Source organism: Stenotrophomonas sp. 107298_Sma (assembly GCF_056480345.1).
Genome location: NZ_CM151094.1, coordinates 2,811,347 through 2,837,438, shown reverse-complemented (window position 1 = coordinate 2,837,438; position 26,092 = coordinate 2,811,347). Strand labels below are relative to the sequence as shown.

The window sequence follows — 26,092 nt, the reverse complement described above, 5'->3', positions numbered from 1 at the left end:
TCAGCCGAACCAGCCGTGCAGCATCCACGGCGCATGCGGATCATTGCGCTCACGGAAAGCCCAGCCGCGCTGGCCATGCGCGGTTTCCACCACGTAGTAGTCGCGGCGCGCGTCGGCCTGGTCCCACCAGCCCGATTCGATCCGCTCCGGCCCGGTGACGATGCGCAGGCGGGGATCACGCAGCGGTTGCGGCGTGTCCAGCAGCCAGCCCGGACGCAGCGGCCAGTACGACGGAGGCTTGACCGCAGGCTGGGTGCCACTGGCGCGTTCGGGGCGATGGTCGGCCTGTACCGCCAGCGGCTGCACGGCTTCATCGCCCAGCCGCGCGCGCAGGCGCTCGCGCAGCTGGTTCCAGGGCATTGCCTGTGCCGGCCGGGTGTCGAACAGGTCACGCGCGGCGGGCACGAACGGTGGCAACTGCTCGGCCTGCAGGCGCAGTGCGCGGCTGCCGGCCGGCAGGGCGAAGGCTTCCATGCGGTTGCGTGCGATCTCGAACAGCAGCGTGGGATCACGCTCGGGCGCCAGCAGGCCGATGGTCAGTACGCTGGCCGGCAGCAGGTCGTGCTCGAAATGCAGGTCGAAGCGCTGCACGCCGCCATCGCGCGAACACAGGAACGCAGCCAGATCCAACAGCAGCCGGCGCAGCGGGAACAGCAGGGCCTGGCTGGATTCGATCTCGTATTCGAATTCGATGCGCGCATCGAAACGATCCGGTGGCTGGTAGTAACGCAGTGGCGCAGTAGGCAGGCCACGCAATGCGTCCAGCTGCTGCAGCACCTCGGGGGCGAAGCGCCGGGCCAGACTGTCACGCGGCAGTTCGAGCACCGCACCCAACGTGCGCAGGCCGGAACGGCCGAGCACGGTCACCGCTTCGCTGGGCAGGCCGCAGCGCGGCAATGGCAGCTGTGCCAGCGCCGCCGGCAGCTGCTGCGCATCGATGCCGAGGCCGTCGTGGACGTTGGCCAGCACGCGTGCAGCATGCGCGGTGGGTGCAGCCACCAGGCGATGGCGGAAACCGAGTTCATGCAGTTCGTTGCGCAGGCGCTTTTCGATTGTCAGCCAGTCGCCGAACAGGGCGCGGCTGGCACCGATCTCCATGACCAGCGCATGCGGAAAATCGAGGCTGACCTGCGAGCTGTAGGCATAGGCCCAGCTGGCCAGCAGCTGCCGGGTGTGCTGTTCGGCGGTGGGTTCGTAGTCGTGCAGGTGCATGTCCTGCACCAGTACCTGCGCGGCCGACAGCAGCATGCCCGGGCGCAGTCCCACCGCACGGGCGGCCGGGCTGACCGCACGCAGCACGCGACGCTGTGCCGGCCCCTGCAGCAGAACCAGTGGCCGCTGCGGGTCCGGCTGCAGGCGCAGCACGCTGTCCAGCGCCAGCTGCGGCAACAACAGGCAGGCCCAATGCATGGCGCGGCCTCAGTGGGTGATGGCCAGTGGCAACGGCTGCGCGGGTGGCAGGCCGCCACGGCACTTCAGCACCCGTACCTGGCCGTGGTCGAGCTGCAGGCGCAGGCTGGCCGGGGAGGGGTTGCGCGCTGCCTGCGCCTCGCGGAACACGAAGCCCAGGCACTGGCCGCTGTCGGCAGCCACCTGCAGCCGGCGCAGGGCGCGATCGTCGGCCTGGTGCGGCCAGCACAGCACCGCCGCGCAGGCCGCAGAGCGCAGGCACTGTTCGGCGGCCCACAGCGCCTGTTTCGGTGCGGCGTGGATGATCTGCAGCTGGGCCAGGTCCAGTCCGGCGGCGGCCCAGGCCGGGGCATGCGGGCGATAGGGCGGGGCGACCAGTACGATCGGGCGTTCGCGCTGGCTCAGCCTGGCCAGTGCCGGCCAGACCAGCGCCAGCTCGCCGACGCCGGGCGCTGCCTGCAGCACCTCGCACAGCCCGCTGGCCGGCCAGCCGCCGCCGGGGAGGCGTGCGTCCAGTGCCGGGTGGCCGCTGGCCAGGTGGTCGCTGGCCGGGCCCTGGCGGGCCGGGCCGCGCCACAGCTGGCGCCCGTCCAGCAGCCGGTCGAGGGCGACGACGGCACCCATCAGCCGATCCTCCAAGAGAGGCGCCGGGTTGGCTTGAAGCGGCAGGAACGGGCGGAAACGGCAGGCATGGCGCGAGTATCGACGGGCCGGTATCAGGGGCTGAGACCGGACATGCTACTCGCCTTGTGAGTAGAATTACTAATGAAATTGGCGGGCCGGGTTTCAGGTTGCTGAAGGGGTAAAGGAGTGCCGACCAAGGTCGGCACCCTCCGGGTATGGGACGGAATGCCGACCAAGGTCGGCACCCTCCGGGTATGGGACGGAATGCCGACCAAGGTCGGCACCCACAGGCCCCGGTTACGGGCGGACCGGCAACGCCACCGGGCGCAGCGGCGCGGCATCGCCGCCGCGGATCTTCAGCGGGCCGCCGATGAAGGCGAACTCATAGACCTTGTCGCGGGCCAGTTCGTCCAGCGCCACCAGCTCGATGATCGGCGCGCCCTGCTGGGCCAGCAGGTAGGTGTGCAGCGGCACGTAGTCGTCGGACACCTCCGAGGGGAAGGTCTCGAAGCTGAGGTTGTCGGCGCCGACAATCATCGCGCCGCTGTCCTCGACCAGGAAGCGCGCGGCATCCAGGCCCATGCCCGGCGGGTTGGCCATGTAGGCCTTGGGCTGCTCGAACAGGCGCATGCGGCCGGTGCGGATCAGCACGATGTCACCCTGCTGCAGCTTCACCTGCTGGCGTGCCAGCGCATCCTTCAGGTCCTGGCGGGTGACGCGGTAGCTGTCCGGCAGCATGTCCACGCCCTTGGCGCCGGCCACGTCGATCAGCACGCCACGCGCGATCAGCGGTGGGAATTTCTCGATGCCGGTGACGTTCCAGCCACGGTCGCCGAGGTGCTTGTCGGCCTCGAAGCCGTTCCAGATCTTTCCGTGGATGCCGAAGTGGTTCAGTGCATCGATGTGGGTGCCGGTGTGGCTGTACATCGAGAACGCGGTGCCGGTGTAGCTGCGGGTGAGGTTCATGGTTTCACCCACGCCCATCGGATCATCCATCACCGTGCCGCGCGGGGTATGGGTCATCCAGAACTGGTAGTGCGGGTCACCGGCGTCCTGCCAGCTGGGCATGCCGACGTAGTACTCGGTGGCCAGGTCATAGGCCTTGCCGCCACTGACCCGCGACAGGATCGCTGCGCGCGAGGCGTCGGTGATCAGGTTGAGGCGGCCGATCTCGTCCTTCGGCCCCCAGGGGCTGGTACCGACCTGCTGGCCGGAGGGAACGCGTTCGTGTGCGGAAACGGCGGTGGAAGCGGCGGTGCCGGCCAGCAGCAGGGCCAGCGCGGTGGCCAGGGTACGTGAGGTCATGGGGAATCTCCTTGCAGGGTGGGGGACGGTGCGGCTCAGGCCGCGACCAGGTGCGCCAGGGCTTGGCGCAGTTGCGGCAGCGGCAGGGTCTGCAGGCGCAGGCCGTTGCCGCTGATTACGGTGGGAATGGAGCGGATGCCGAGGGCCGCGGCTTCGGCACGGTCGGCCTGCACGCGCTGGCGCACTGCGTCGCTCCGCATGTGGTCAGCGAAGGCGCCACGTGGATGCCCCAGCGACTCGGCGATATCCAGCAGTACTTCGGCGTCGCCGACGTTGCGGTGCTGGTGCAGGTGCGCCCACTGCACGGCATCGAACATCGCGCCATGGGCGTCGTTGCCGCCGAGCATGCCGGCAGCCTGGCAGGCCAGTGCACCGGGCCAGCCGGACGGATACTCGAAGTCCTGTGCGCGCATGCCTTCGATATCGATGCGCGCGGTGTCTTCATGCGCGGCGCAGTCGGTCCAGTGGCGCAGGATGATCGCTTTGGCGCGCTCCATCGAGCCGAACACCTCGACCATCTGCGCGCGCGAGTCCTGCAGCACGAAGCTGCGATGTCGCACCTGGATGCTGAGTTCGGCGGAGACCTGCTGCAGGCGCGGGGCGAGCACGAAGCACCAGCCGCAGACCACGTCGTGGAAGAAATCGACCACCGGCGCGGTGGTAGCGGGGGAAGGAACGGAAGACATCTGCCTGCCATCGGTGAGAGGGGAGGCGGCAGATTAGGCAGCGCGGCGCGTCTGAAACAGTACGCCGCGGGCAGCTCAGTTTTCGCTGGCGGTTACGAATCCAGGCCGGCGCAGCCTGGCAGTTCGGCGTGCAGGAAATCGATGAAGGCACGCACCTTGGGCTGCAGGTGGCGTGAGGTGGGATAGACCGCATGCACGAAGCGCGGTGGATAGCGGTGGTCGGGCAGCACCTGCTGTAGTTCGCCACGGGCCAGTGCCGGTGCGGCCAGGAACGAGGGCAGGGCGCCGATGCCCATGCCGGCTACCAGCAGATCGCGCAGCAGCAGGCTGTTGTTGACGGTAGCGCGCGCCGGCAGGGTGATCGTTACCTGCCCATCAGGGCCGAGCAGCGGCCAGCTGCCAGGCGAGTCAGACAGGCTGTAGGCCAGCACGCTGTGCGCCTGCAGATCGTCCACCGCCTGCGGTGCCGGATGCTGCCGCAGGTAGGACGGAGCCGCGCACAGCACCTGCTGCAGCGAGGCCAGGCGGCGCGCTACCAGTCGCGAGTCGTCCAGCTCGGCACGCAGCCGCAGCGACACATCGAAACCTTCGCCGACCGCATCGAGCAGGCGGTCTTCCATCACAAGGTCCAGCGACAGCTGCGGATGCTGCTGCAGGAAGCGTGGCAGCAGCGGCGACAGCGTGCTCAGCGCGAATGATTGCGGTGCATTGACGCGCAGGCGTCCGGCCACGTCGCCGCGCTGTTCGGCGATGCCGCGTTCCAGCGCCTCCAGCTCGTCGAGCAGGCGGCAGCATTCGCGGTAATAGGCGTGGCCGGTTTCGGTCAGGCTCATGCGCCGCGTGGTCCGCTGCAGCAGCACCACGCCCAGATGCGTTTCCAGCGTGCGCAGCTGCTTGCTCAGCCCGGCGGGCGACATGCCCAGATCTTCGGCGGCACGGGCCAGCCCGCCGCGTTCGACGATGCGGCGGAAGGCACGCATCAGGTTGAAGGAATCCATGCCGGTCTCGGGCGCGATGAGGCCGCCATTGTAGATCCACGCCATGCGTGGATGCGGGAAACGTGGTGCCGTCCACGGTGGTCATCCACCAGGGGCGCGCCGGGTTGCGCCGTTTGTTCAAGCCGGCCACCCGCATGCCGCGCCAGCATGCAGGCCCCTTACTTTCCGGATTGCCCATGAAGCACTGGATGCTCCGCCTGTATGCCCCGCTGTTCCTGCTGGGTTTCGTTGCCGCCGCCATCGTCTGGGTCGGCCACTGCCACGGTGACCCGTTGTGGCTGCTGGCCCTGCTCGCGGTTGCCATCGCGGTTTCGTTCGCTGCCGAACGTACCTGGCCGTATGACCCCACGTTCAACCACGACCAGGGCGACAGCCTGCGTGACACCCTGCATGCGCTGGTCAACGAAAGCCTGAACCTGCTGTCGATCGCTGCGGTTCCGCTGCTGGCAGCGCTCATTCCGTGGCAGCTGTGGCCACTGCAGTGGCCGTTCGCGCTGCAGGTGCTGATGGCCATCGTCTGCGCCGACCTTGGCATCACTCTGGTGCACTACGCCAGCCATCGCATTGGCTGGCTGTGGCGGCTGCATGCGGTTCATCACAGCGTGACCCGCATGTATGGTTTCAACGGTCTGATGAAACACCCGCTGCACCAGGCGGCCGAAGCGGTGGGTGGTGTGCTGCCGCTGCTGGTGCTGGGCCTGCCGATGCCGGTAGCCGCGGTGCTGGCGTTCGCCATTGCCATCCAGCTGCTGCTGCAGCATTCCAACGTGGACATGCGTCCCGGCGTGCTGGGTCGGGTGATGGCATGGGCACCACTGCATCGCTTCCACCACATGCGCTACGGCACCGCCGGCGATGTCAATTTCGGTTTGTTCCTGACCGTGTGGGACCACGTGCTGGGGACCGCCTTCGATGCACCGGGCTATCGCCTGGGCCGGCCTGACCTGGGCATCGGCAGCCAGCCGGACTATCCGCACGATTATCCCGGGCAGCTGATGGCACCGTTCCGTGAACTGCCGCATGGCGAGGTGCCGGAGCTGCCGGAAGGCCTGCGCAGGCGTGGGTGATCGAGCGTGTCAGGTCGCGTGCAGCTGCAGGCCCTGAAGCTGCGCGGCACCGATGCCGAACATGCGGCGCAGGCTGCGTGACAGATGGGCGAGGTCGGCAAAACCGGCCGCATGCGCGCTGTCGGTCAGGTTGTGTCCGCGCAGATGATGCATGAGCGCGTTGCGCAGCCGTTGCCACAGTACCCAGCCGCGAAGGGTCACCGCCAGCTCGGACTGGAAACGCCGGTGCAGCTGGCTGGTCGACAGGTGCGCCGCTTCGGCGATATCAGCAGCCGGCACCGGGCCGGGCAGGTGCTCGGCGATACGGGACAGCGCGGCCTGCACGCGGCGGTCCAACGGCTGCGGGCGACTCAGCCTTGGCAGCCAGTCGTGCAGCTCCAGCGCGTTGCCCGGCAGCGCGAGCAGGTGCTGCCGGATCTGGTTGGGATCGGCATGCGCCGGTTCCAGGAACACCGTGCAGCCCGCTTCCGGCGCCGACAGGATGGCGTGCGGCTGGAATGACGGCAGCCACAGCCGTTGGCCCTGCTGCCGTACGCCGTCGATCTCGACCTGCCAGGGAGCGGCTTCGCTCAGCAACAGTTGATGGGCGTAGTGCGCGTGCGTATCGCTGCCACCAGCGTGGCCTTGCAGCACAGCCACGTGAGCATCCAGCAGCAGCGTGCCATTCCAGGGCAGGGCGGGAGAGGACATGGAGGGATTGTAGATCCACGTCATACGTGGATGAATCTCCATCGAAATCGAATATTCCGACAGTTGAACGAAGAGCAGCCGAGCATGGGCTCGGCTCTACAGCAGGCTGTGCAGGGAATTGTCGAAGGCGGGGTGGGTCCGGTTGCGGGGGCGTGAGCGCCATGGATGGCGCGACCGAGGCTACATGGACGTACTTGCGCCGTCCCCCGCAACCGGACCCACCCCGCCACCCCACAGGAGCCCAGCTTTCGCTTCTGCTGTTGCTTCGGCCGTTGCCTCTGCGGGTGCCGGGCGCAGCCCGGCCGTGCGTACCCTCACCGCCCGTGCGGGTCGGGCCGGTGATGCACGTACTCGACCACGGTGCCATCAGGATGCACCGCGTTGAATGCCGCCCCGGTGGGCACCACCTGCAACGGGAAGATGATCTCGGCGCCGGCCGCCACCAGCTTGTCGTGATAGGGCCGAACGTCGTCGACCAGCAGCGTCCCCGTGGTCGAAGTGAACGGCGCCAGCGCCTCATCGCACCCTTCGATCAGCAGGAATGCACCGACCATCGCCAGGCGCAGGCCGGCATCGGGAAACGGAAAGCCCGCATCGGCCACCACGTCCTGCAGCTGCTCGTAGAAGGCCACGCTGCGCTCCAGCTCGCCCGGGGCAACGAATACCCGGATCAGCACGCGGGGACTGCGCTGGCTGGAGGTATCACAGCGGTCGCGCCAGAGGTGATCGAAGTCGCGGTGTATGTTCATGGGCGGGGTTCAAGGCCGGTGACAACCCATTATCGGCAGCCTCGCGCGGCGCGCTGATGACTGCCGGTGATGGCCTGATAACCGACCGTCGCGGTCGCCCTGTGACTTAGGTCCTGTTGACAGGTGTGAACGCCCTCGCACAATCTTCACATGATTGGGTCGCCCTGCGCGGCCCGGACAGGCAGGTTGTCACGCCGGGAGGAGGGTCCCAGGCGCAGACCGGCCCGTCCTTCGGCCTGCGGGACGTTGCCTGGCAACCCCTGCGCGGCATGAACGCTGCACCCTTCGGCGGCACTTTCCCTGGACCGATTGCCTTGGCAACGGAATTACGCCTGTCGATGAAAACGTTTACAAAGCCGCTTGCACTGTCCCTGGCCCTGTCTGCCGCACTGGCCGCCCCGGCCTGGGCCGACCCAGCCGCGTTCACTGTGTTGACCCTGGAACAGGCCCCGACCGCCGAGGCGATGCCGGCCCTGGCCGCCCAGCTGAAGACCCTGCAGGTGGACGCGGTGAGCGTGCGCCAGGTGCAGCGTGGCATCGGCCAGGTCGATCCGCTGCAGCTGCTGGCCGATGGGCTGGGCTATGAGTACCGCTTCATTTCCACCGGCAAGGATGACGGCCAGACCCAGCACGGGCAGGCGGTACTGACCCGGCTGCCGATCGCGGCCGAATCCGGTCCCGACCAGCCGGGCCTGAACTACCTGCGCCTGGACGATGGTCGCCACACCGTAGCCGTCTACACCGATGCTGGTGCAGGCGCCGCACAGCTTCCGGCACTGGTCACGCGTTCGCGGCTGGGCGCGCCGGCGGTGCTGCTCGGCGCGGTGGCCGGTGAATCGGCCAAGGCCGCAGGCTTCGATCCGGCGCGTGTCGCGTTGGAGGCCGATGCCAGCTACTTCAGCGATGGTTTCCAGGCCGCCAGCAGCGCGCCGTTCAAGGTGGAAGGCAGCGCCCTGCGTGCCACGTTGCTGACCCTGGCCTATGCCGCCGACAAGGGGGGTGAACGGCCATGGATGGACACTGCGCTCACCGCCGACGCGCGCGCTGCGCTGCTGCTGAAGGCGATGACCGAAGACGAGAAGTTCCAGATGCTGCACAGCTACTTCGGGCTGGGCAAGGATGGCGGCAAGCTGCCGGAAGGTGCGGTGGGTTCGGCCGGCTTCGTGCCGGAAGTAGCGCGCCTGGGCATTCCGTCGCAGCAGTCGGCCGATGCTGGCGTCGGCGTGACCAATCCGGGTGGCATCCGCCCGGGTGATTTCGCCACGGCAATGCCGTCGGGCCCGTCCACCGCCTCCACCTGGAACCGTGCGGTTGCCTTTGCCGGTGGCGCAACCATGGGCCGCGAAGCGTGGCAGCAGCGCTTCAACATCCTGCTGTCCGGCAGCGTCAACCTGCAGCGCGACCCGCGCAACGGCCGCAACTTCGAATATGCCGGTGAAGATCCGCTGCTGGCCGGTTCGATGGTCGGCGCGCTGATCCAGGGCGTGCAGAGCCAGCACGTGATCTCGTCGATGAAGCATTTCGCGCTGAACGACATGGAGACCCGCCGCAACTTCCACGACGTGCGCATCGGCGAACAGGCCATGCACGAGTCGGACCTGCTGGCCTTCGAGATCGCGCTGGAGGCTGGTCGCCCGGGCGTGGCGATGTGCTCGTACAACAAGATCAATGGCACCTACGGCTGCGAGAACGGTTACCTGATGAACCAGGTGCTGAAGCAGGAATGGAAGTTCCCCGGTTTCGTGATGTCCGACTGGGGCGGCGTGCACAGCGGCTCGAAGGCAGCGCTGGCCGGCCTGGACCAGCAGTCGGCCGGTGAAGTGTTCGATGCAGCGGTGTTCTTCGATGAGCCGCTGCGCCTGGCCGTGCACGGTGGCGTGGTGCCGCAGGCGCGCCTGAACGACATGGTGGCGCGCATCCTGCGCACGATGTTCCTGCACGGCAATTTCGACAACCCGCCGCAGCACCAGAAGGTGGATGCCGAGGCCGGTTTCGCCGTCGCCCAGCGCACGGTGGAAGAGGGAAGCGTGCTGTTGCGCAATGAAGGCAGCCTGCTGCCGCTGGCCGACAGCGTGAAGCGCATCGTCATCATCGGCGGCCACGCCGACAAGGGCGTGATCGGTGGCGGTGGTTCGTCGATGGTGGGTGTGACCGCCAAGGGCACCAACGCGGTGCCGGGCGTGCTGCCGACCACCTGGCCGGGGCCGGTGATCTTCCACCCGTCCTCGCCGCTGGAATCGCTGCGTGCGGCGCGTCCGGATGCAACCATCGAGTATGTGGATGGCACCAATGCCGCCGCTGCGGCCAAGGCAGCAGCACAGGCCGACGTGGCCATCGTGTTCGCCACCCAGTGGGCGGCCGAATCGGTGGACCTGCCGGACATGCAGTTGCCGGACAATCAGGATGCCCTGATCTCGGCCGTGGCCAAGGCCAACCCGAAGACCGTGCTGGTGCTGGAAACCAACGGCCCGGTGCGCACGCCGTGGCTGGCGCAGGTGCCGGCGATGCTGCAGGCCTGGTACCCGGGCATCCGCGGTGGCGAAGGCATTGCCGCGCTGTTGACCGGCCAGGTCAATCCGTCCGGCCGCCTGCCGGTGACCTGGGTGACGGATGAATCGCAGCTGCCTCGCCCGCACATCGACGGCCTCGGCTTCAAGCCGGCCAAGCCGTTCGGTGATGTGTTCGATTTCGATATCGAAGGCGCCAACGTCGGCTACAAGTGGATGGCGGCCAAGGGCCTGACCCCGACCTTCGCCTTTGGTCATGGCCTTTCCTACACCTCCTTCGCCTATGAAAACCTGAAGGTGAGCGTGGAAGGTTCGCGCTTGGTCGCCAGCGTGGACATCCGCAATACCGGCAAGCGCGCCGGTGCCGACGTGGCCCAGCTGTACCTGAAGCTGCCGGCCGGCAGCACCACGCCGATCCGCCTGATTGGCTATGACAAGGTGCAGCTGCAGCCGGGCGAACAGCGCCGCATCCGCATCGAAGCCGAGCCGAAGACCCTGGCCCACTACGATGCACAGGCCCGCCAGTGGAAGATCGACGGCGGTACCTACCAGGTGCAGCTGTCGCGCAACGCCGCCGAACCGCTGCAGACGGTGGACGTACAGCTGGTGGAGCAGGTGCTGCGCTGATACGCCGGGTTGTTGAAGCATGAAGACACGGCCCCACATGGGGCCGTTTCTGTTTGGGGGCTGCCAATCTCATCTACCTGACAAGTCAGGATGCGTGGATTGTAAAAAGTGTCACCGCATGCCAATTTTGCGGTACGCCGAGCAAGAGGCCACGTTCTTGTTGAATAGCCTGTTCTCGGGGGAGATTATGGAGTTGTGTGGATCCAGACTTGTGTTGCTTGAGGCTGGGCTGGAATGTTTAGGGTGCTTCTAGACGTGGGAAACTGATGCGCGGCGGGCGGGCGTGGAGAGTGGAGGTTGACGCTTTTGATTTGGTGTCAACTGGAGTGCGCAGGGTTTAGCGATTATGATCTAAAATTTTGTTAATAGTTTTTAATAAATTGCTACTTTTCAGTTTAGAGGGGGGTGTCGTGGATGATGTAATTGTTGAGCTTTCAAAGCCGGCGTGGTGGGTTAGTGTTGTTGTTTTTGGGGTGCTCGTAAATATTGCATCTTCTTATCTAAAAAAATCCTTGGATGGTTCGTTTAGTAGGGCCTCGGCCTGGTGGCGAGATAGATCCATCAAGCGCAAGGTCGCTTGGCAGCAGCGAGTTTTGGAGATTAAGTCTAGTGACAAGGTGCGGTTAAAGGTGGAGCGGCAGGAAATGCGGTGTAGGCTGCAGGCGATTCAGCTCGCAGTTATGTCGGTAATAATGATGCTGCTGCCAATTTATGTGGGATCTTTGGGTGCGCCGTTTGGCAAGGTGGTTGAGGTTACTGCTCTTGGCTTTGTTTTGATCATATTCCTTGCTTCTTTCTATGCATTTCGAGATGCGGCAAATTGTGCGGCGCTACTCCATGACGCTGCTGGAGATTAGTTGAAATTTTTGACTTTGATGTGTGGAGATCTGGCTGTTTCGTGTATTTGGTGGTGCGGGGAGTAGGAATCAGTGTCGGCAATGTGGTGACAATACCGAAGGGCCGCATTCGGGGTGGGTTGGGTAGTGGCAAGGCCGCTATATCTTTAATGCTAAATAATTTTGTTAATTATTTATTTTCAATTAAGGGGTTTCCCCGGATGCGGAGGCGTTAAGCCCAATGCGCAGGAAATCGATCAGCTGCCGCACCTTCGGCGAGGGCTGCGTGCTGTGCGGGTAGACGGCGTAGACGCTCTGATGCGGGAAGCGGTGTAGACGCAGGACCGTGCGAAGCCTGTCGTGGGCCAGATCGTCTTCGATCAGCCAGCGTGGCAGCACGGTGACCCCGGCACCGGCCACGGCAAACGCGCGCAGGCTGCTGGCGCCATCCACGCGCACCACGGCATTGGCCGGGTTGGTGGCAAACAGGGCGTCGCTGCCATCCGGTGCAACCACCGGCACGTCGGCCAGGCGCGGGTAGCCAAGGCGGGGCAGGGTGCCCAGCTGCACGGGGTCGTCGGCAGCATCGGCATAGGGCAGGCGTGCCAGCAGGGACGGAGCCGCCACCGCGCACAGCGGGTGCCGTTCCAGCTCGCTGGCGTGCAGGCCCGAATCGGGCAGGCGGCCGAGGCGGATGGCCAGATCGAAGCGTTCGGGAATCAGGTCGGCCGGTGCCGGTGAGGTCGACAGGTGCAGCTGCAGGGCCGGATGCTGGGTGCGGAACGCTTCCAGTGCCGGGATCAGACGCAGCTGCGCGTACTCCGGCGTGGTGGTCAGGCGCAGCACGCCCTGCAGCTGGTGCTGGTCGCGGCGCGCGGCATCGATCGCCGCTTGTGCGGCGTCCAGCGCTTGCACGCAGTGCTGCAGGAACTGCTCGCCGGCATCGGTCAGCGCAAGGTGGCGGGTACTGCGCAGCAGCAGGGTCACGCCCAGCTCCTGCTCCAGCCGCTTCAGGTTGAAGCTGACCACCGCGCGGCTCAGGCCGAGCCGATCAGCCGCGGCAGTCAGGCTGCCGGCCTCGACCACGGCACGGAAGATATCGAAGCGATCGAGGCTGACCATGATGATCGATTGTCAAAACAGGTTTGACAGTGTTGCAGCTGTCGTCGTGTTTTTCCAACAAGGCCCGGGCGGCATGCTGGCGGCTTCTCTGCTGGAGCGCCGCCGATGCCGTCCCCCCGCCTGCGCCATGAGGCGATCTTCCTGCTGGTGTTCGCCCTGGATCTGGTCAACATGTTCATCGCCACGGTGGCCTATCCGGCATTGGCAGCGGAGCTGCACGCCGATATCAGCACCCTGGCCTGGGTGGGCACCGCCTACATGTTGGGCCTGAGCGTGGTGATTCCGCTGGCGCCCTGGCTGGCCGCGCGCTGTGGTGAGCGTCGCCTGCTGCTGGTGGCGTTGCTGCTGTTCGCCACCGCAGCGGGCCTGGCCGGTGCAGCGCCCAGCATCGGCTGGCTGCTGGGTTGGCGCCTGCTGCAGGGCCTGGCCGGTGGCCTGCTGATTCCGGTGGCACAAGCGGCAGCGTACCGACAGTGCACGCCCGACCAGCGTGGTGCGCTGACCCGCCGCATCCTGCTGGTTGCGCTGCTGGTACCGGCACTGGCGCCCGCGCTCGGTGGGCTGCTGGTGCAGTGGTTGTCCTGGCGCGGCGTGCTCTGGGCCAGCCTGCCCTTGGCGGTGGTGGCGATCGGGCTGGTGCTGGCGTGGATGCCGGCCGATGGCGCGCGCAGTGCGCCGCGCCTGCAGGCCTATGCGCTGTCCACCGCGATGCTGGCGCTAGGCGCGCTGCTGCTGGCGCTTACATGGCTGGGCGAGTCCGGACACCGCGGCGCAGGTGCCGTATTGCTGCTGGTCGCGCTGCTGCTGGCGGCGGCCCACCTGCGGCATGCACGGCGGCAGGCGCAGCCACTGCTGCGCTGGTCGCTGCTGTCCCATCGTGGGCTGCGGCTGGCGATGCTGGTCTATCTGGCAGTGCCCGGTGTGTTCATCGGCAGCCAGCTGGTCAGTACCCTGCAGCTGCACCAGGCGGGTTACAGCGCGGCACGCATCGGTGGGTTGATGCTGCCGTGGGCGCTGGCCTCGGCCATTGCGATCACAGCCAGCAAGCGCCTGCTGGCCCGTTTCGGCGCAGCCAGGGTGTTGCGTGCAGGTATGGTCCTGCAGGCCAGCGGCCTGCTGTTGATGGCGCTGCTGCCGCAGCCGCACGTCGCCTTGGCCGGGCTGCTGTTCGCGCTGATGGGCGCCGGCGGCAGCCTGTGCAGCAGTACGGCGCAGACGCTGGCCTTCCATGGTGTGGAGGGTGAGGCGCTGGGTGACGCAAGTGCCCTCTGGAATCTCAATCGCCAGCTCAGCTTCTGCCTCGGTACTGCCGCCATTGCGCTGCTGCTGGCACTGGCCATGCAATGGCTGCCGTCCCACGCCACCGGCGTGGCGCTGGGTCTGGCCGCGGTACTGACACTGTTGCCGATGGCGCTGCTGCGCCGACCGCAGTTGCTCACTCTTTCACAACCGGAGAACACCTGATGGCTACCACCGCAGAACAAGAAGTCCACCTCCTGCACGACAAGCTGCAGACCTGGTTCCGTGCCGACGTCGGCAGCGACGCGCTGGAGGATCTGATGGCGCATTTCTGCGCGGACTTCAGCATGGTCGGCATCGCGGGTCGCAGGCTGGACCGGAATGCCGTGCAGGCGCTGTTCGCGGGCGGCCATGGCGCGCGTCCAGGGCTGCAGATTTCCATCGACGCCGTACAGGCGGTGGATGCGCCTTCGCCGCTGGCGGTGCTGCGCTATCGCGAAGGGCATTCGATCGATGGCAGCAAACCCGTATGGCGGGAATCGCTGGCGGTGCTGCGCCAGGAAGCAGGGCGCTGGCGCTGGCTGGCGCTGCATGAGGTTCAAGCGGGTTGATGGATCCGCCGGACATGGCCCGGCGAGCGCAGCGGCAGTGAGGGGCACATGTGCCATCAGTCCTGCCTGCATCCACCGCAGAATGCAAAGCCCGCCCACACTTCACGGCTCCAGGCAGGAGTAGGCTTGATGCTTTCCTGCCGGGAGGGGTTGTCCATGCGTGTGCGTGCCGTCGCTGTAGCCATTGCCCTTTGCCTGTCCAGCACCGTGCTGGCCACCGAAACCCCGCCGATGACCCCGGACATCAGCGGCAAGCCCTTCGTTGCCCCCGATGTCGGTCGTGACTACGACAAGCGCGTGGTGATGGTGCCGATGCGTGATGGCACCAAGCTGTATACGGTGATCGTGGTGCCCAAGGGTGCGCGCAATGCGCCAATCCTGCTCACCCGCACGCCCTACGACGCTGCCGGTCGCGCCAGCCGCAGTGATTCGCCGCGCGTGCGCGACCTGCTGCCGCAGGGCGACGAGGTGTTCGTCGACGGCGGCTATATCCGCGTGTTCCAGGACATCCGTGGCAAGTACGGCTCCGAAGGCGATTACGTGATGACCCGGCCGCTGCGCGGGCCGTTGAACAACACCAAGGTGGACCACTCCACCGATGCCTGGGACACCATCGACTGGCTGGTGAAGAACGTGCCGGAGAGCAATGGCAAGGTCGGCATGCTCGGCTCGTCGTACGAGGGCTTCACCGTGGTGATGGCGCTGACCGACCCGCACCCGGCGCTGAAGGTGGCTGCGCCGCAGAGCCCGATGGTCGATGGCTGGATGGGCGATGACTGGCTCAACTACGGCGCGTTCCGCCAGGTCAACTTCAACTACTTCGCGATGCAGACCGAGAAGCGCGGCAAGGGCACGCCGTTGCCCAGTCTCGGCTACGACGACTACAGCACCTTCCTGCGCATCGGTTCGGCCGGGGACTACGCGCGTTTCACCGGCGTGGACCAGCTGACCTGGTGGAAGAAGCTGGTCGAGCACCCGGCCTACGATGGCTTCTGGCAGGGCCAGGCGCTGGACGCGGTGATGGCGAAGACTCCGTTGAAGGTGCCGACCATGTGGCTGCAGGGCCTGTGGGACCAGGAAGACATGTGGGGTGCCAACCACGCCTACCAGGCAATGGAAGGACGCGACAGCGGCAACAACCGCAACTACCTGGTGATGGGCCCGTGGCGGCACAGCCAGGTGAACTACAGCGGCAGCGAGCTGGGCGCGCTGAAGTTCGATGGCGATACCGCGCTGCAGTTCCGCCGTGACGTGCTCAAGCCGTTCTTCGACCAGTACCTGGTGGACGGTGCGCCGAAGGCGGACACTCCGCCGGTGCTGATCTACAACACCGGCGAGAACCATTGGGATCGCCTCAAGGGTTGGCCGCGCAGCTGCGACAAGGGCTGTGCCGCCAGCAGCAAACCGCTGTACCTGCGTGCCGGCGGCAAGCTGGCGTTCCAGGCGCCGGCGGCGGGCGAGGGTGACTTCGAGGAATACGTGTCCGACCCGGCCAAGCCGGTGCCGTTCGTGCCGCGCCCGGTGCGTTTCGGTGACCGTGACATGTGGACCACCTGGCTGGTCAAGGATCAGCGTTTCGTCGATGGCCGCCCGGACGTGCTGACCTTCATCACCGAACCGCTGACCGCGCCGCTGCGCATCGGCGGCGCACCGGTGGTGCATCTGCAGGCGTCGACCAGTGGCACCGACAGCGACTGGGTGGTGAAGCTGATCGACGTGTATCCGGACCAGGAAGCGTCGACGCCGGAGATGGGCGGATACGAGCTGCCGGTGTCGCTGGCGATCTTCCGCGGCCGCTACCGCGAGAGCTTCAGCGATCCGAAGCCGCTGGCCGCCAACGAAGTGCTGCCGTATCGCTTCGACCTGCCCAACGCCAACCACACTTTCCAGAAGGGCCACCGGGTGATGGTGCAGGTGCAGTCCAGCCTGTTCCCGCTGTATGACCGCAATCCGCAGACCTACGTGCCGAACATCTACCTGGCCAAGCCGGGCGATTACCAGAAGGCCACGCAGCGGGTCTGGCACAGCGCGGCGCAGGCGAGCTACATCGATCTGCCGGTGTATTGAGGTTGATGAGGTACGCCGGGTGCGCGATGCCTGGCGGCTGCGGTAGGGCCGGCCGCTGGCCGGCATCCGCGGTGGTGTGAAAGCGTGTCGACCAAGGTCGACACCTGCCAGGGCACGGGCCTTCAGCCTACCTTCGACGGACCGGTGCGCCAGCGGCTGGGTACCAGTCCGAAACGCTTGCGGAACGCGGCAGCGAAGTTGCTGGGGTGGCGGTAACCACTGGCGGCCGCAGCCTGCTCGACGGTCCAACCGTCCTCGCGCAGGCCTTGTTCGGCGTGGCGCATGCGCTGCTCGTGCAGGTAGTCGAACACCGAGCAGCCATATTGCTGGGCAAAGTGGCGGCGCAGCGAGCTCGGGCTCATGCAGGCCAGCTGGGCCAGTTCGACAAGGCTGTGGGTGTGGCTCGGATCGTCATGCAGGTAGGCGCGTACGCGTTCCAGTCGCTCGCGCTGGCCCGCGCGCAATGCGCGCACCTGGTCGGTCTGCAGATCTTCGGCTTGCAGGCCAACGGCCAGCAGCTGCAGGGCCACGCCTTCGCGCCACAACGCGTCGATGCCGTCCTGCCAGGGGCTGTCGAACAACTGTCCCAGCACCGGCAACAGGGTGTGCGGAATCGCCCAATGACGGCACTCCAGGTGAGTGCTGAGCGCAGTCTCCAGCTGCGGCAGCTGGAACAGGTCCGGATCGATCTTGGCCGGCACCATGACGCTGACCCCGCGCATTCGTGTCTCACCCGGATGTGCACCGGTCATTTCGACCTGCTCGCGGTGGTGGGCAGTCATGGCGGTGCCGGCGCGCAGGGTAAATCCGGGGCGGCGCGGAACACGTACATCGACCTGGCCCTGCAACATCACGCGGATGGCCAGGCCGGGACTCTGCTGGGCGGTTGCCACATACGGGAAACGATTATGGACGTCGGAGGCGATCAGGCTCATGCCACCGCGCAGGAACTGTTCGTTGACCTCGCCGTGGCCGGCCCACTGGTCATCGCGCAGGTGTTCCGGATCGGCGCGGTAGTCGAAGCCGTGGCGGTGGCCGAAGCGGCGGTAATCGGCAAAGGTGAAGTATCGGGACATTGCTCGGCACTTGCATTGGAGGTGGACACTGGCAGCACCTGACCCATGCGCATCTGCAATGCAGATGCATTTCCGATCGATACCTGCGTGGACACGCTGCGACGCGTCGGAGGCGGTATCTGGAAGGGCTGGGGAAACGCCAGATTGGAATGAATGTGTCAAAGAAACTGGAAGCGTTTCCCATTGTCGCCGCGATTCACCCACATTTGATTTCGAGATGGTCAAAACCATTGATCAATACGGCCAAGTTGAATGCTTCGTAGAACATACGGCGGCGTTTTGCCTGCATATCCGTACGTAATTCCATACATCAACTTGGGTTGAGGTTTTATCGATGGAACGATCGCCTGTGGACACGCTGTCTGCTGGGCCATCACAGGCGGAGGCGTAGCGTGAGGGGTTAACGGCGACAGGCCGCACTGATCCCCCACAGATGGAGAGCACAGATGATTGATTACCAGCTCACCGGCAAGACCGCGATCGTGACCGGCGGTGTATCCGGCATCGGTCTGGCGGTCGCGCAGACCCTTGCCGCATCCGGTGCGCGTATTTCGGTATGGGACCTGAAGCAGGAGGCAGTTGATGCCACGGTGGCGCAATTGCAGGGCAGCGGCGTGCAGGCGATCGGCATCGCGCTGGACGTGACCGATGATGCGGCCGTCGAAGCGGCGGTGCAGCGTACGGTGAAGGAACTGGGCGGTGTGCACATCGCGGTCAACAATGCGGGCATCAGTGGGCCGGCTGCCAGCAGTGGTGACTATCCGGTGGAGGGATGGCAGCGCGTGATCGACGTCAACCTGACCAGCGTATTCCTGTGCCAGCGTGCGCAGATCCAGGCGATGCGTGCGGCAGGTTCCGGTGGCAGCATCATCAACATGGCCTCGATCCTGGGCCAGGTGGGCTATGCCGGTTCCACTGCGTACGTGGCGGCCAAGCACGGCGTGGTGGGGCTGACCCAGACCGCTGCCTGGGAACATGCCGCCGACGGCATCCGTGTCAACGCGGTCGGCCCGGGTTTCATCAGCACGCCGCTGCTGGACAAGATGGATGCCAAGGTGCGCGCGACGCTGGAAGGGCGCCATGCGTTGAAACGGCTGGGCACGGCCGAGGAAGTGGCGGCGCTGGTTGCCTGGCTGGCCAGCGACGATGCCTCGTTCGCGACCGGCGCGTACTACGCCATCGATGGTGGCTATCTGGCGCAATGATGCGGTGATCGCAGGCGACAGTGACGCCGGGCATGGCCCGGCGATACCGGGTGAACGGGCTGTGGTGTGGCCTTCACCGCTGTGCCACGGCTGCTGCGCAACGCTCCGGAAAACTCCCGGAGCTTGCCCATGGAACTCACCCAGGATGTCTCGATCCTGCTGCGCGTGGCCGCAGCGATGCTGTTCGGCGGGGTACTCGGCGTCGAGCGCGAAATGGGCAAGCACGCCGCCGGCCTGCGCACCCACATGTTGATTGCCGGTGCGGCCGCACTGATCGTCGGCCTCGGTGATTCGGTGGCCGAGCACTTCCAGCAGGAGCGCTACCGTGACCTGCTGCAGGTCGACCCGGTGCGCCTGATTGAAGCAGTGGTTGCCTGTGTGGGCTTCGTCGCCGCCGGCACCATCCTGCGCGGCTCACGCGAGGACCAGGTCAGCGGCCTGACCACTGCCAGCTCGCTGATCATGGCCGCGGCCATCGGGATTGCGGTGGGTATCGGCAAGTATGTGATTGCCATTGGAGTGAGCGTGCTGTGCGTGCTGGTGCTGGCGGTGATGCGGCGGCTGGAGAAGAAGATCTGACTGGCGAGGTGGTCTGGGGATGGACCAGAGCCCCTTCGGGGATCCGATCCCGGGTGCCTGGCAGGGTCGGATCCCCGAAGGGGCTCTGACCCTGATGTTGTGCTAATGGTAAGACCAATATGGCATCTAGCTCTATGGTCTAATAGGCGCATCGCCGGAGTGGCGGTTAAATCCGCTCCACGTGGTTCGCTGATATGACTTATTGGTACGACCAATAAGTATCGGCCACGGCGACCCACCGCCTGCGGTGGAGCACATCCCGCCCCAGTCGAGAGCCTTCATGCAGCCCTGGCAACACCTGTACGACCCCGCCGGCAACCTGTGGTTGTCCAGCCTGATCGCGCTGCTGCCGATCGCGTTCTTCTTCATCGCCCTGGCGGTGCTGCGCATGAAGGGCTGGCTCGCCGGCACGATTACCGTGGCCATCGCGCTGGGTGTGGCCCTGCTGTTCTATCGCATGCCGGTGGCGCAGGCGCTGGGCGCGGCCGGCTTCGGCTTCGTCTACGGCCTGTGGCCGATCGCCTGGATCATCATCGGCGCGGTGTTCCTGTACAAGGTTTCGGTCAAGACCGGCCAGTTCGACATCATCCGTGCCTCGATCCTGTCGGTCACCGAGGACCAGCGATTGCAGATGCTGATGGTCGGCTTTGCCTTCGGCGCCTTCCTGGAAGGTGCAGCCGGGTTTGGTGCGCCGGTGGCAATCACCGCCGCGCTGCTGGTCGGGCTGGGCTTCAAGCCGCTGTATGCGGCCGGCCTGTGCCTGATCGTCAACACCGCGCCAGTGGCGTTCGGCGCAATGGGCATCCCGATCATCGTGGCAGGGCAGGTGACCGGCCTGGATGCCTTCGAGATCGGCCAGATGGCCGGCCGCCAGCTGCCGTTCCTGACTGTCATCGTGCTGTTCTGGATCATGGCGATCATGGACGGCTGGCGCGGCATCAAGGAAACCTGGCCGGCGGTGCTGGTGGCCGGCGGTTCGTTCGCCATCGCCCAGTACCTGACCTCCAACTTCATCGGCCCGGAACTGCCGGACATCACCGCCTCGCTGGCGTCGCTGGTCTGCCTGACTCTGTTCCTGCGCCGCTGGAAGCCGGTACGGATCTTCCGCTTCGATACCGAAACCAGCGCTGAGGCGGCCGCACAGGCAATGGAGGCGCCGCGGCACAGCGTCGGCCAGATCGCCAAGGCATGGTCGCCGTTCCTGATCCTCACCGCGATGGTCACGCTGTGGAGCATCAAACCGTTCAAGTCGCTGTTCGCGGCGGGCGGCCCGCTGGAAAGCTGGGTGCTGAAGATCCCGGTGCCGGGCCTGGACCAGATGGTGCAGAAGATGCCGCCGATCGTGGATGCACCGCTCAGCTACGAGGCGGTGTACAAGTTTGATTGGTTCTCGGCCACCGGTACCTCGATCATCCTGGCCGCGGTGATCGCGATCATCGCGCTGCGCATGCCAGCCCGTTCGGCGCTGCAGACCTTCGGCGAAACCGTGCGTGAGCTGCGCATGCCGATCTACTCGATCGGCATGGTGCTGGCCTTTGCCTTCATCGCCAACTATTCGGGCCTGTCGGCAACGCTGGCGCTGGCATTGGCGCACACCGGCGACGCATTCCCGTTCTTCTCGCCGTTCCTGGGTTGGCTGGGCGTGTTCCTGACCGGTTCGGATACCTCGTCCAATGCGCTGTTCTCTGCACTGCAGGCCACCACCGCGCAGCAGATCGGCGTATCCGACGTGCTGCTGGTGGCCGCCAATACCACCGGCGGTGTCACCGGCAAGATGATCTCGCCGCAGTCGATCGCCATTGCCTGCGCGGCGGTCGGCCTGGCCGGCAAGGAATCGGACTTGTTCCGTTTCACGGTCAAGCACAGCCTGATCTTCACTACGATGGTTGGCCTGATCACCCTGGCCCAGGCCTACTGGCTGACCTGGATGATTCCCTGAGCCATGCCGCGTGGTCTGACCCTCTGTTACGCGCTTCGGGCCACAATGGCGCCATGAGCACGCAACGTATTTCGGACAAGGTGGCCGCGCAGCTGCGCGGCCTGGTGCAGGAACAACGGCTGCAACCGGGTGACCGGCTTCCGGCCGAGCGTACCCTGGCGGTGCAGCTGGGGGTCTCGCGCACGGCGTTGCGCGAGGCCATCGCGCAGCTGGCCAGCCAGGGCCTGCTGACCGCACGGGTTGGTGGCGGCACCTACGTGGCCGAACCCGCGGCACGCGCACGGCAGGCGCTGGATGAACCGCTGGCGCCCTATCTGCCGCTGTTCCAGGGCGACCCGGAATACCGTTTCGACGTGCTGGAGATCCGCCACGCGCTGGAAGGTGCCACCGCCTGGCATGCAGCGCTGCGTGCCACCGACGAGGACCGCACGCGTATCGCGCAGGCCTTCCAGACCATGATGGACGCGCACGGCAAGGACGACCCCACCGGTGAAGCGGAGGCTGACGCGGCCTTCCACCTGTCCATCGCTGAGGCCTCGCACAACCTGGTGCTGCTGCAGGTGATGCGCGGCCTGTTCGAGCTGCTGCAGACCAACATCTCGCAGAGCCGCGAAAAGCTCTACACCTCGGCGAGGACCTTCTCGCCGCTGTCCGACCAGCACCGCGAGATGATGGATGCGGTGCTGGCAGGTGATCCCGAACGCGCGCGCGCCGCGGCGCATGCCCACCTCGAGTTCGTGCACACCACGCTGCGCACCCTCGATGACAACGAAGCCCGGCGTGCGCGGGCCTCGCGTCTACCTTCCCCACACGGTTGACCCCATGATCATCTCCGCCTCCACCGATTACCGTGCCGCAGCGCAACGCCGGCTGCCGCCGTTCCTGTTCCACTACATCGATGGCGGCGCGTATGCCGAGCACACGCTGAAGCGCAATGTTTCCGACCTGTCCGACATCGCGCTGCGCCAGCGCATCCTGCGCAACATGTCCGACCTGAGCCTGGAAACCGAGTTGTTCGGCGAAAAGCTGGCGATGCCGGTGGCGCTGGCGCCTGTCGGCCTGACCGGCATGTATGCCCGACGCGGTGAAGTACAGGCGGCGCGCGCGGCCGACAGCCGCGGCATCCCGTTCACCCTGTCCACCGTGTCGGTGTGCCCGATCGAGGAAGTGGCACCGGCGATCCAGCGACCGATGTGGTTCCAGCTGTATGTGCTGCGCGACCGTGGCTTCATGCGTAACGCGCTGGAGCGCGCGCAGGCCGCCGGCGTGACTACCCTGGTGTTCACTGTGGACATGCCGGTGCCGGGCGCGCGCTATCGTGACGCGCACTCGGGCATGAGCGGCCCGAACGCCTCGCTGCGCCGTATCGGCCAGGCCATCACCCACCCGCACTGGGCGTGGGACGTGGGCCTGTTCGGCCGCCCGCACGACCTGGGAAACATCTCCACCTACCGTGGCAACCCGACCGGGCTGGAGGACTATATCGGCTGGCTGGGCAGCAACTTCGATCCCTCGATTTCGTGGAAGGACCTGGAGTGGATCCGCGAGTTCTGGAAGGGCCCGATGGTGATCAAGGGCATCCTTGACCCGGATGACGCGCGTGATGCGGTCAAGTTCGGGGCCGATGGCATCGTGGTTTCCAACCACGGTGGCCGCCAGCTCGATGGCGTGCTGTCCACCGCACGCGCACTGCCGGCCATCGCCGATGCGGTGCAGGGCGACCTGAAGATCCTCGCCGATTCCGGCATCCGTACCGGCTTGGACGTGGTGCGCATGCTGGCGCTCGGTGCCGACACCGTGCTGCTGGGCCGTGCCTTCGTCTACGCTCTTGCCGCGCAGGGCGAGGCCGGCGTGGCCAACCTGCTGGACCTGATCGCCAAGGAAATGCGCGTGGCGATGACCCTGACGGGCGCGCGCCGCATCGCCGATATCGGCCGCGATTCGCTGGTCAGCCTGCCATGAGTGGTCACGATGCCATGCTGGCGCAGTTGCGCGACGCAGTCGGCAGCGGCCACGTACTGACCGGCGACAAGGCCACGCGCCGTTTCCGCCGTGGCTATCGTTTCGGTGATGGCCCGGTGCTGGCGGTGGTGCGCCCGGGCACGCTGCTGGAACTGTGGCGTGTGCTGCAGGCGGCGGTGCAGGGCGGAGCGGCGATCATCCTGCAGGCAGCCAACACCGGCCTGACGGGTGGCTCAACCCCGGATGGCAACGACTACGGGCGGCCGATCGTGCTGGTCAGCACGCTGCGCCTGACCGGCATCCAGCTGTTGAACGAAGGCCGGCAGGTGCTGTGCCTGCCCGGCGCCACGCTGGACCGGCTGGAGCAGACGCTGGCGCCACTGGGCCGCGAACCGCATTCGGTGATCGGTTCGTCCTGCATCGGCGCCTCGGTGCTGGGCGGCATCTGCAACAACTCCGGTGGCGCGCTGGTGCGCCGTGGCCCGGCCTACACCGAGCTGGCGCTGTATGCGCAGGTCGATGCGCAGGGCCAGTTGCAGCTGGTCAATCATCTGGGTATCGCGCTGGGTGATACACCCGAGCAGATCCTGCAGCGCCTGCAGGCCGGCGACTATGCTGCTGCCGACGTGGGTGACGGCGACGGCCGCGCCGCCTCCGATCCACGCTACGCCGACGAAGTGCGGCGGGTCGATGCCGATACCCCGGCGCGCTTCAACGCCGATCCCAGCCGCCACTTCGAAGCTGCCGGTTCGGCCGGCAAGCTTGCGGTGTTCGCGGTGCGCCTGGATACCTTCGAGAAGGAGTCCGCCGAGGTCTTCTATATCGGAAGTAACCGCACCGACAGCCTCACCGCGATCCGGCGCCAGCTGCTGACCGGGTTCGAACGCCTGCCGATTGCCGGCGAATACATCCACCGCGATGCCTATGACATCGGCGAGCGCTACGGCAAGGACAGTTTCCTGCTGATCGACAAGCTCGGTACCGCGCGCGTTCCGGCCGCATTCGCACTGAAGAGCCGGGTTGATGGCTGGTTCGAACGGCTGGGCCTGCGCGGTATCACCGACCGCATGATGCAATTGCTGACCGGTCTGTTGCCCTCGCACCTGCCCAAGCGCATGGGCGAGTTCCGCCAGCGTTACGAGCATCATCTGTTGCTGAAGGTCTCCGCGCAGGACGCAGCGGAAACCGAGGCCTGGCTGCGCGGCTTCTTCGCCGACCATGAGGGCGGTTACTTCCACTGCACGGCCGAAGAGGGACGCAAGGCGTTCCTGCATCGCTTCGCCGTGGCCGGTGCCGCGGTGCGCTACCGCGAAGTGCATCGCGATCAGGTGCAGGACATCGTGGCGCTGGATATTGCCCTGCGCCGGGATGATGCCGACTGGTTCGAGCAGTTGCCGGCCGATATAGACGGCCGCCTGCTGCACAAGCTGTATTACGGGCACTTCCTGTGCCACGTGTTCCACCAGGACTACATCGCGCGCAAGGGCGAAGACCCGATGGCGATCGAGCATGCGATGTGGGCACTGCTGGACCAGCGCGGTGCCGAGTATCCGGCCGAGCACAACGTCGGCCACCTGTACCCGGCCAAGCCGGCGCTGGCGGGGTTCTACAAGCAGCTGGACCCGAGCAACACCTTCAATCCCGGCATCGGACAGACCTCGAAAGCGAAGGGCTGGGGTGGCTGCGACTGTAGTGGGCATTGACGGATACAACGTGGCTTTACTGTAGAGCCGAGCCTATGCTCGGCTGCTCTTCCCGACAGACAGCAGTCGAGCAAGCTCGACTCTACCGGAGCAGCGGTTACCATCTGGATTCCACGAGCAGGAATATCCTCCATGCCCACCATCGTTGCCCGCGCGACCCTGTGCGCCACACTGCTGGCTACTCCCGCGCTGGCGTTGGCGCAGGGCTCGATCCTGCCGCATCAGCGCGATGCCGTCGGCAATGTGATGGAGCCGCTGGGGCAGGTGCTGATCGCCAATGAGAAGGGACCGGCGGGGCTCTATGACTGCACGCGGGACGGCAGCTGGTGCGTGCGTGTGCAGCCGGTTGCCGAGGATGGTGATCGGCCGGCTGCGCTGGAAGTGCTTGAGAAGGTGCCGGGCCAGGGCACGCCGCACACCTACCACGTCAGCATCGACGTGCCGCAGGAAAGTGATCTGAAGCTGTGGCCTTGGATCGTGCGACTGGCTCCGGGTGTTGGCAGCGACGCGTCGGTGACCGATCCGCAGCAGCGCGACCGCCAGAACGTGCTGGTGGGCGGCATCGTCTCGTTCAGCAGCATGTATTCCGGCGGTGGTGCCGATGCATCTACGTTGCAGTTGGCACGCGTGCGCCACCTGCAGGACGACATCCAGGTGGACGACGACGTGCTGACCGTGCCATGGCTGGGCAACGCGATGATCCGCGCCTGTTTCAGCGAGCAGGACATCAAGCAGCGCGCAGGTGCCTGCCACGACGAATACGGCTTCTCGGCGAAGCTGGCGCTGGACACGGCTGCCGAGGGCATGCCGGTGCTGCGCTACCAGACCGTGGCGACACGGTTTCCTGCCGGTGTCTCACGCTTCGAGGATTCGCTGGCGAAGGGGCCGCTGAAGAAGAAGGATCTGCGCACCGAGCAGGATCCGGCGTGCAGCTACACGCGGCTGTTCCGCTTCGCGGAGGGGATGTTCCATCCTGACCAGGCGCTGCCGGACTGTGCCGGCTATACCGAACCCTGAACCCTGGACCCTGTAGAACCCAGCCTACGCTCGGCTGGCTTTCCGTGCGGCCTGACCGGAGAGCAGCCGAGCG

General features: G+C 66.2%; 22 protein-coding genes. 13 read left to right on the top strand and 9 right to left on the bottom strand.

Annotated elements, in window-relative coordinates:
* The 5 genes from ACZK2G_RS13320 to ACZK2G_RS13300 form a co-directional block, all read right to left on the bottom strand.
* On the bottom strand, positions 1-1,410 hold the full coding sequence (locus ACZK2G_RS13320; RefSeq protein ID WP_478473573.1) for a Y-family DNA polymerase: 1,410 nt from the start codon (positions 1,408-1,410) through the stop codon (positions 1-3).
* A 9-nt stretch (positions 1,411-1,419) separates the two neighbouring features.
* Positions 1,420-2,034 (bottom strand): translesion DNA synthesis-associated protein ImuA, encoded by a 615-nt coding sequence (gene imuA / locus ACZK2G_RS13315; RefSeq protein WP_046984663.1) that lies wholly within the window; start codon positions 2,032-2,034, stop codon positions 1,420-1,422.
* Positions 2,035-2,331: 297 nt separating this feature from the next.
* Positions 2,332-3,339 (bottom strand): cyclase family protein, encoded by a 1,008-nt coding sequence (locus tag ACZK2G_RS13310; RefSeq protein ID WP_478473572.1) that lies wholly within the window; start codon positions 3,337-3,339, stop codon positions 2,332-2,334.
* Between the two features lie 35 nt (positions 3,340-3,374).
* Positions 3,375-4,025 (bottom strand): DsbA family oxidoreductase, encoded by a 651-nt coding sequence (locus ACZK2G_RS13305; RefSeq protein WP_478473571.1) that lies wholly within the window; start codon positions 4,023-4,025, stop codon positions 3,375-3,377.
* 92 nt (positions 4,026-4,117) lie between these two features.
* Positions 4,118-5,068: a LysR family transcriptional regulator gene (locus ACZK2G_RS13300; RefSeq protein ID WP_295381929.1), complete on the bottom strand. Its 951-nt coding sequence runs from the start codon at positions 5,066-5,068 to the stop codon at positions 4,118-4,120.
* Between the two features lie 131 nt (positions 5,069-5,199).
* On the opposite strand from ACZK2G_RS13300, the gene ACZK2G_RS13295 reads away from it, so the two are divergent.
* Complete coding sequence (locus ACZK2G_RS13295) at positions 5,200-6,090, top strand: sterol desaturase family protein (RefSeq protein WP_478473570.1); 891 nt, start codon at positions 5,200-5,202, stop codon at positions 6,088-6,090.
* A 9-nt stretch (positions 6,091-6,099) separates the two neighbouring features.
* Here the strand turns inward: ACZK2G_RS13295 and ACZK2G_RS13290 are convergent, their stop codons facing one another.
* Both ACZK2G_RS13290 and ACZK2G_RS13285 read right to left on the bottom strand, forming a co-directional pair.
* Positions 6,100-6,804: an AraC family transcriptional regulator gene (locus ACZK2G_RS13290; RefSeq protein ID WP_046984660.1), complete on the bottom strand. Its 705-nt coding sequence runs from the start codon at positions 6,802-6,804 to the stop codon at positions 6,100-6,102.
* Positions 6,805-7,094: 290 nt separating this feature from the next.
* Positions 7,095-7,529, bottom strand: coding sequence for a VOC family protein (locus tag ACZK2G_RS13285; RefSeq protein ID WP_295380692.1), 435 nt, complete (start codon positions 7,527-7,529; stop codon positions 7,095-7,097).
* Positions 7,530-7,867: 338 nt separating this feature from the next.
* On the opposite strand from ACZK2G_RS13285, the gene ACZK2G_RS13280 reads away from it, so the two are divergent.
* The gene (locus ACZK2G_RS13280; protein ID WP_478473569.1) at positions 7,868-10,663 is read left to right on the top strand and encodes a beta-glucosidase family protein; all 2,796 of its coding nucleotides are present in this window, start codon (positions 7,868-7,870) and stop codon (positions 10,661-10,663) included.
* A 410-nt stretch (positions 10,664-11,073) separates the two neighbouring features.
* On the top strand, positions 11,074-11,520 hold the full coding sequence (locus ACZK2G_RS13275; RefSeq protein WP_478473568.1) for a hypothetical protein: 447 nt from the start codon (positions 11,074-11,076) through the stop codon (positions 11,518-11,520).
* A gap of 183 nt (positions 11,521-11,703) precedes the next feature.
* On the opposite strand, the gene ACZK2G_RS13270 is transcribed toward ACZK2G_RS13275, so the two are convergent.
* On the bottom strand, positions 11,704-12,621 hold the full coding sequence (locus ACZK2G_RS13270; RefSeq protein WP_478473567.1) for a LysR family transcriptional regulator: 918 nt from the start codon (positions 12,619-12,621) through the stop codon (positions 11,704-11,706).
* 105 nt (positions 12,622-12,726) lie between these two features.
* On the opposite strand from ACZK2G_RS13270, the gene ACZK2G_RS13265 reads away from it, so the two are divergent.
* From ACZK2G_RS13265 to ACZK2G_RS13255, 3 genes are all read left to right on the top strand, one after another.
* Positions 12,727-14,085 (top strand): MFS transporter, encoded by a 1,359-nt coding sequence (locus ACZK2G_RS13265; protein WP_046986514.1) that lies wholly within the window; start codon positions 12,727-12,729, stop codon positions 14,083-14,085.
* The gene (locus ACZK2G_RS13260; RefSeq protein WP_337302727.1) at positions 14,085-14,471 is read left to right on the top strand and encodes a DUF4440 domain-containing protein; all 387 of its coding nucleotides are present in this window, start codon (positions 14,085-14,087) and stop codon (positions 14,469-14,471) included. The genes ACZK2G_RS13265 and ACZK2G_RS13260 overlap by 1 nt, the downstream gene beginning before the upstream one ends.
* Positions 14,472-14,627: 156 nt before the next feature.
* A complete protein-coding gene (locus tag ACZK2G_RS13255) occupies positions 14,628-16,538 on the top strand; it encodes a CocE/NonD family hydrolase (RefSeq protein ID WP_478473566.1) in 1,911 nt (636 codons plus the stop codon).
* Positions 16,539-16,660: 122 nt separating this feature from the next.
* On the opposite strand, the gene ACZK2G_RS13250 is transcribed toward ACZK2G_RS13255, so the two are convergent.
* Complete coding sequence (locus ACZK2G_RS13250; RefSeq protein WP_046986516.1) at positions 16,661-17,614, bottom strand: helix-turn-helix transcriptional regulator; 954 nt, start codon at positions 17,612-17,614, stop codon at positions 16,661-16,663.
* 446 nt (positions 17,615-18,060) lie between these two features.
* On the opposite strand from ACZK2G_RS13250, the gene ACZK2G_RS13245 reads away from it, so the two are divergent.
* From ACZK2G_RS13245 to ACZK2G_RS13215, 7 genes are all read left to right on the top strand, one after another.
* Positions 18,061-18,819, top strand: a complete 759-nt coding sequence (locus ACZK2G_RS13245) for an SDR family NAD(P)-dependent oxidoreductase (protein ID WP_046986517.1) — start codon at positions 18,061-18,063, stop codon at positions 18,817-18,819.
* 129 nt (positions 18,820-18,948) lie between these two features.
* Entirely contained in the window at positions 18,949-19,398 is a 450-nt protein-coding gene (locus ACZK2G_RS13240) for an MgtC/SapB family protein (RefSeq protein ID WP_032129616.1), read from the top strand.
* Positions 19,399-19,678: 280 nt separating this feature from the next.
* Complete coding sequence (gene lldP / locus ACZK2G_RS13235) at positions 19,679-21,337, top strand: L-lactate permease (RefSeq protein WP_046986518.1); 1,659 nt, start codon at positions 19,679-19,681, stop codon at positions 21,335-21,337.
* 53 nt (positions 21,338-21,390) lie between these two features.
* The gene (gene lldR / locus ACZK2G_RS13230; protein ID WP_012480578.1) at positions 21,391-22,155 is read left to right on the top strand and encodes a transcriptional regulator LldR; all 765 of its coding nucleotides are present in this window, start codon (positions 21,391-21,393) and stop codon (positions 22,153-22,155) included.
* Positions 22,156-22,159: 4 nt separating this feature from the next.
* On the top strand, positions 22,160-23,299 hold the full coding sequence (lldD, locus tag ACZK2G_RS13225; RefSeq protein ID WP_010485059.1) for an FMN-dependent L-lactate dehydrogenase LldD: 1,140 nt from the start codon (positions 22,160-22,162) through the stop codon (positions 23,297-23,299).
* Positions 23,296-25,002 (top strand): D-lactate dehydrogenase, encoded by a 1,707-nt coding sequence (dld, locus tag ACZK2G_RS13220; RefSeq protein WP_136638108.1) that lies wholly within the window; start codon positions 23,296-23,298, stop codon positions 25,000-25,002. The genes lldD and dld overlap by 4 nt, the downstream gene beginning before the upstream one ends.
* 132 nt (positions 25,003-25,134) lie before the next feature.
* Positions 25,135-26,019 carry a hypothetical protein gene (locus ACZK2G_RS13215; protein WP_136638107.1) on the top strand — a complete coding sequence of 295 codons (885 nt, stop codon included), beginning with the start codon at positions 25,135-25,137 and terminating at the stop codon, positions 26,017-26,019.
* Positions 26,020-26,092: the final 73 nt, after the last annotated feature.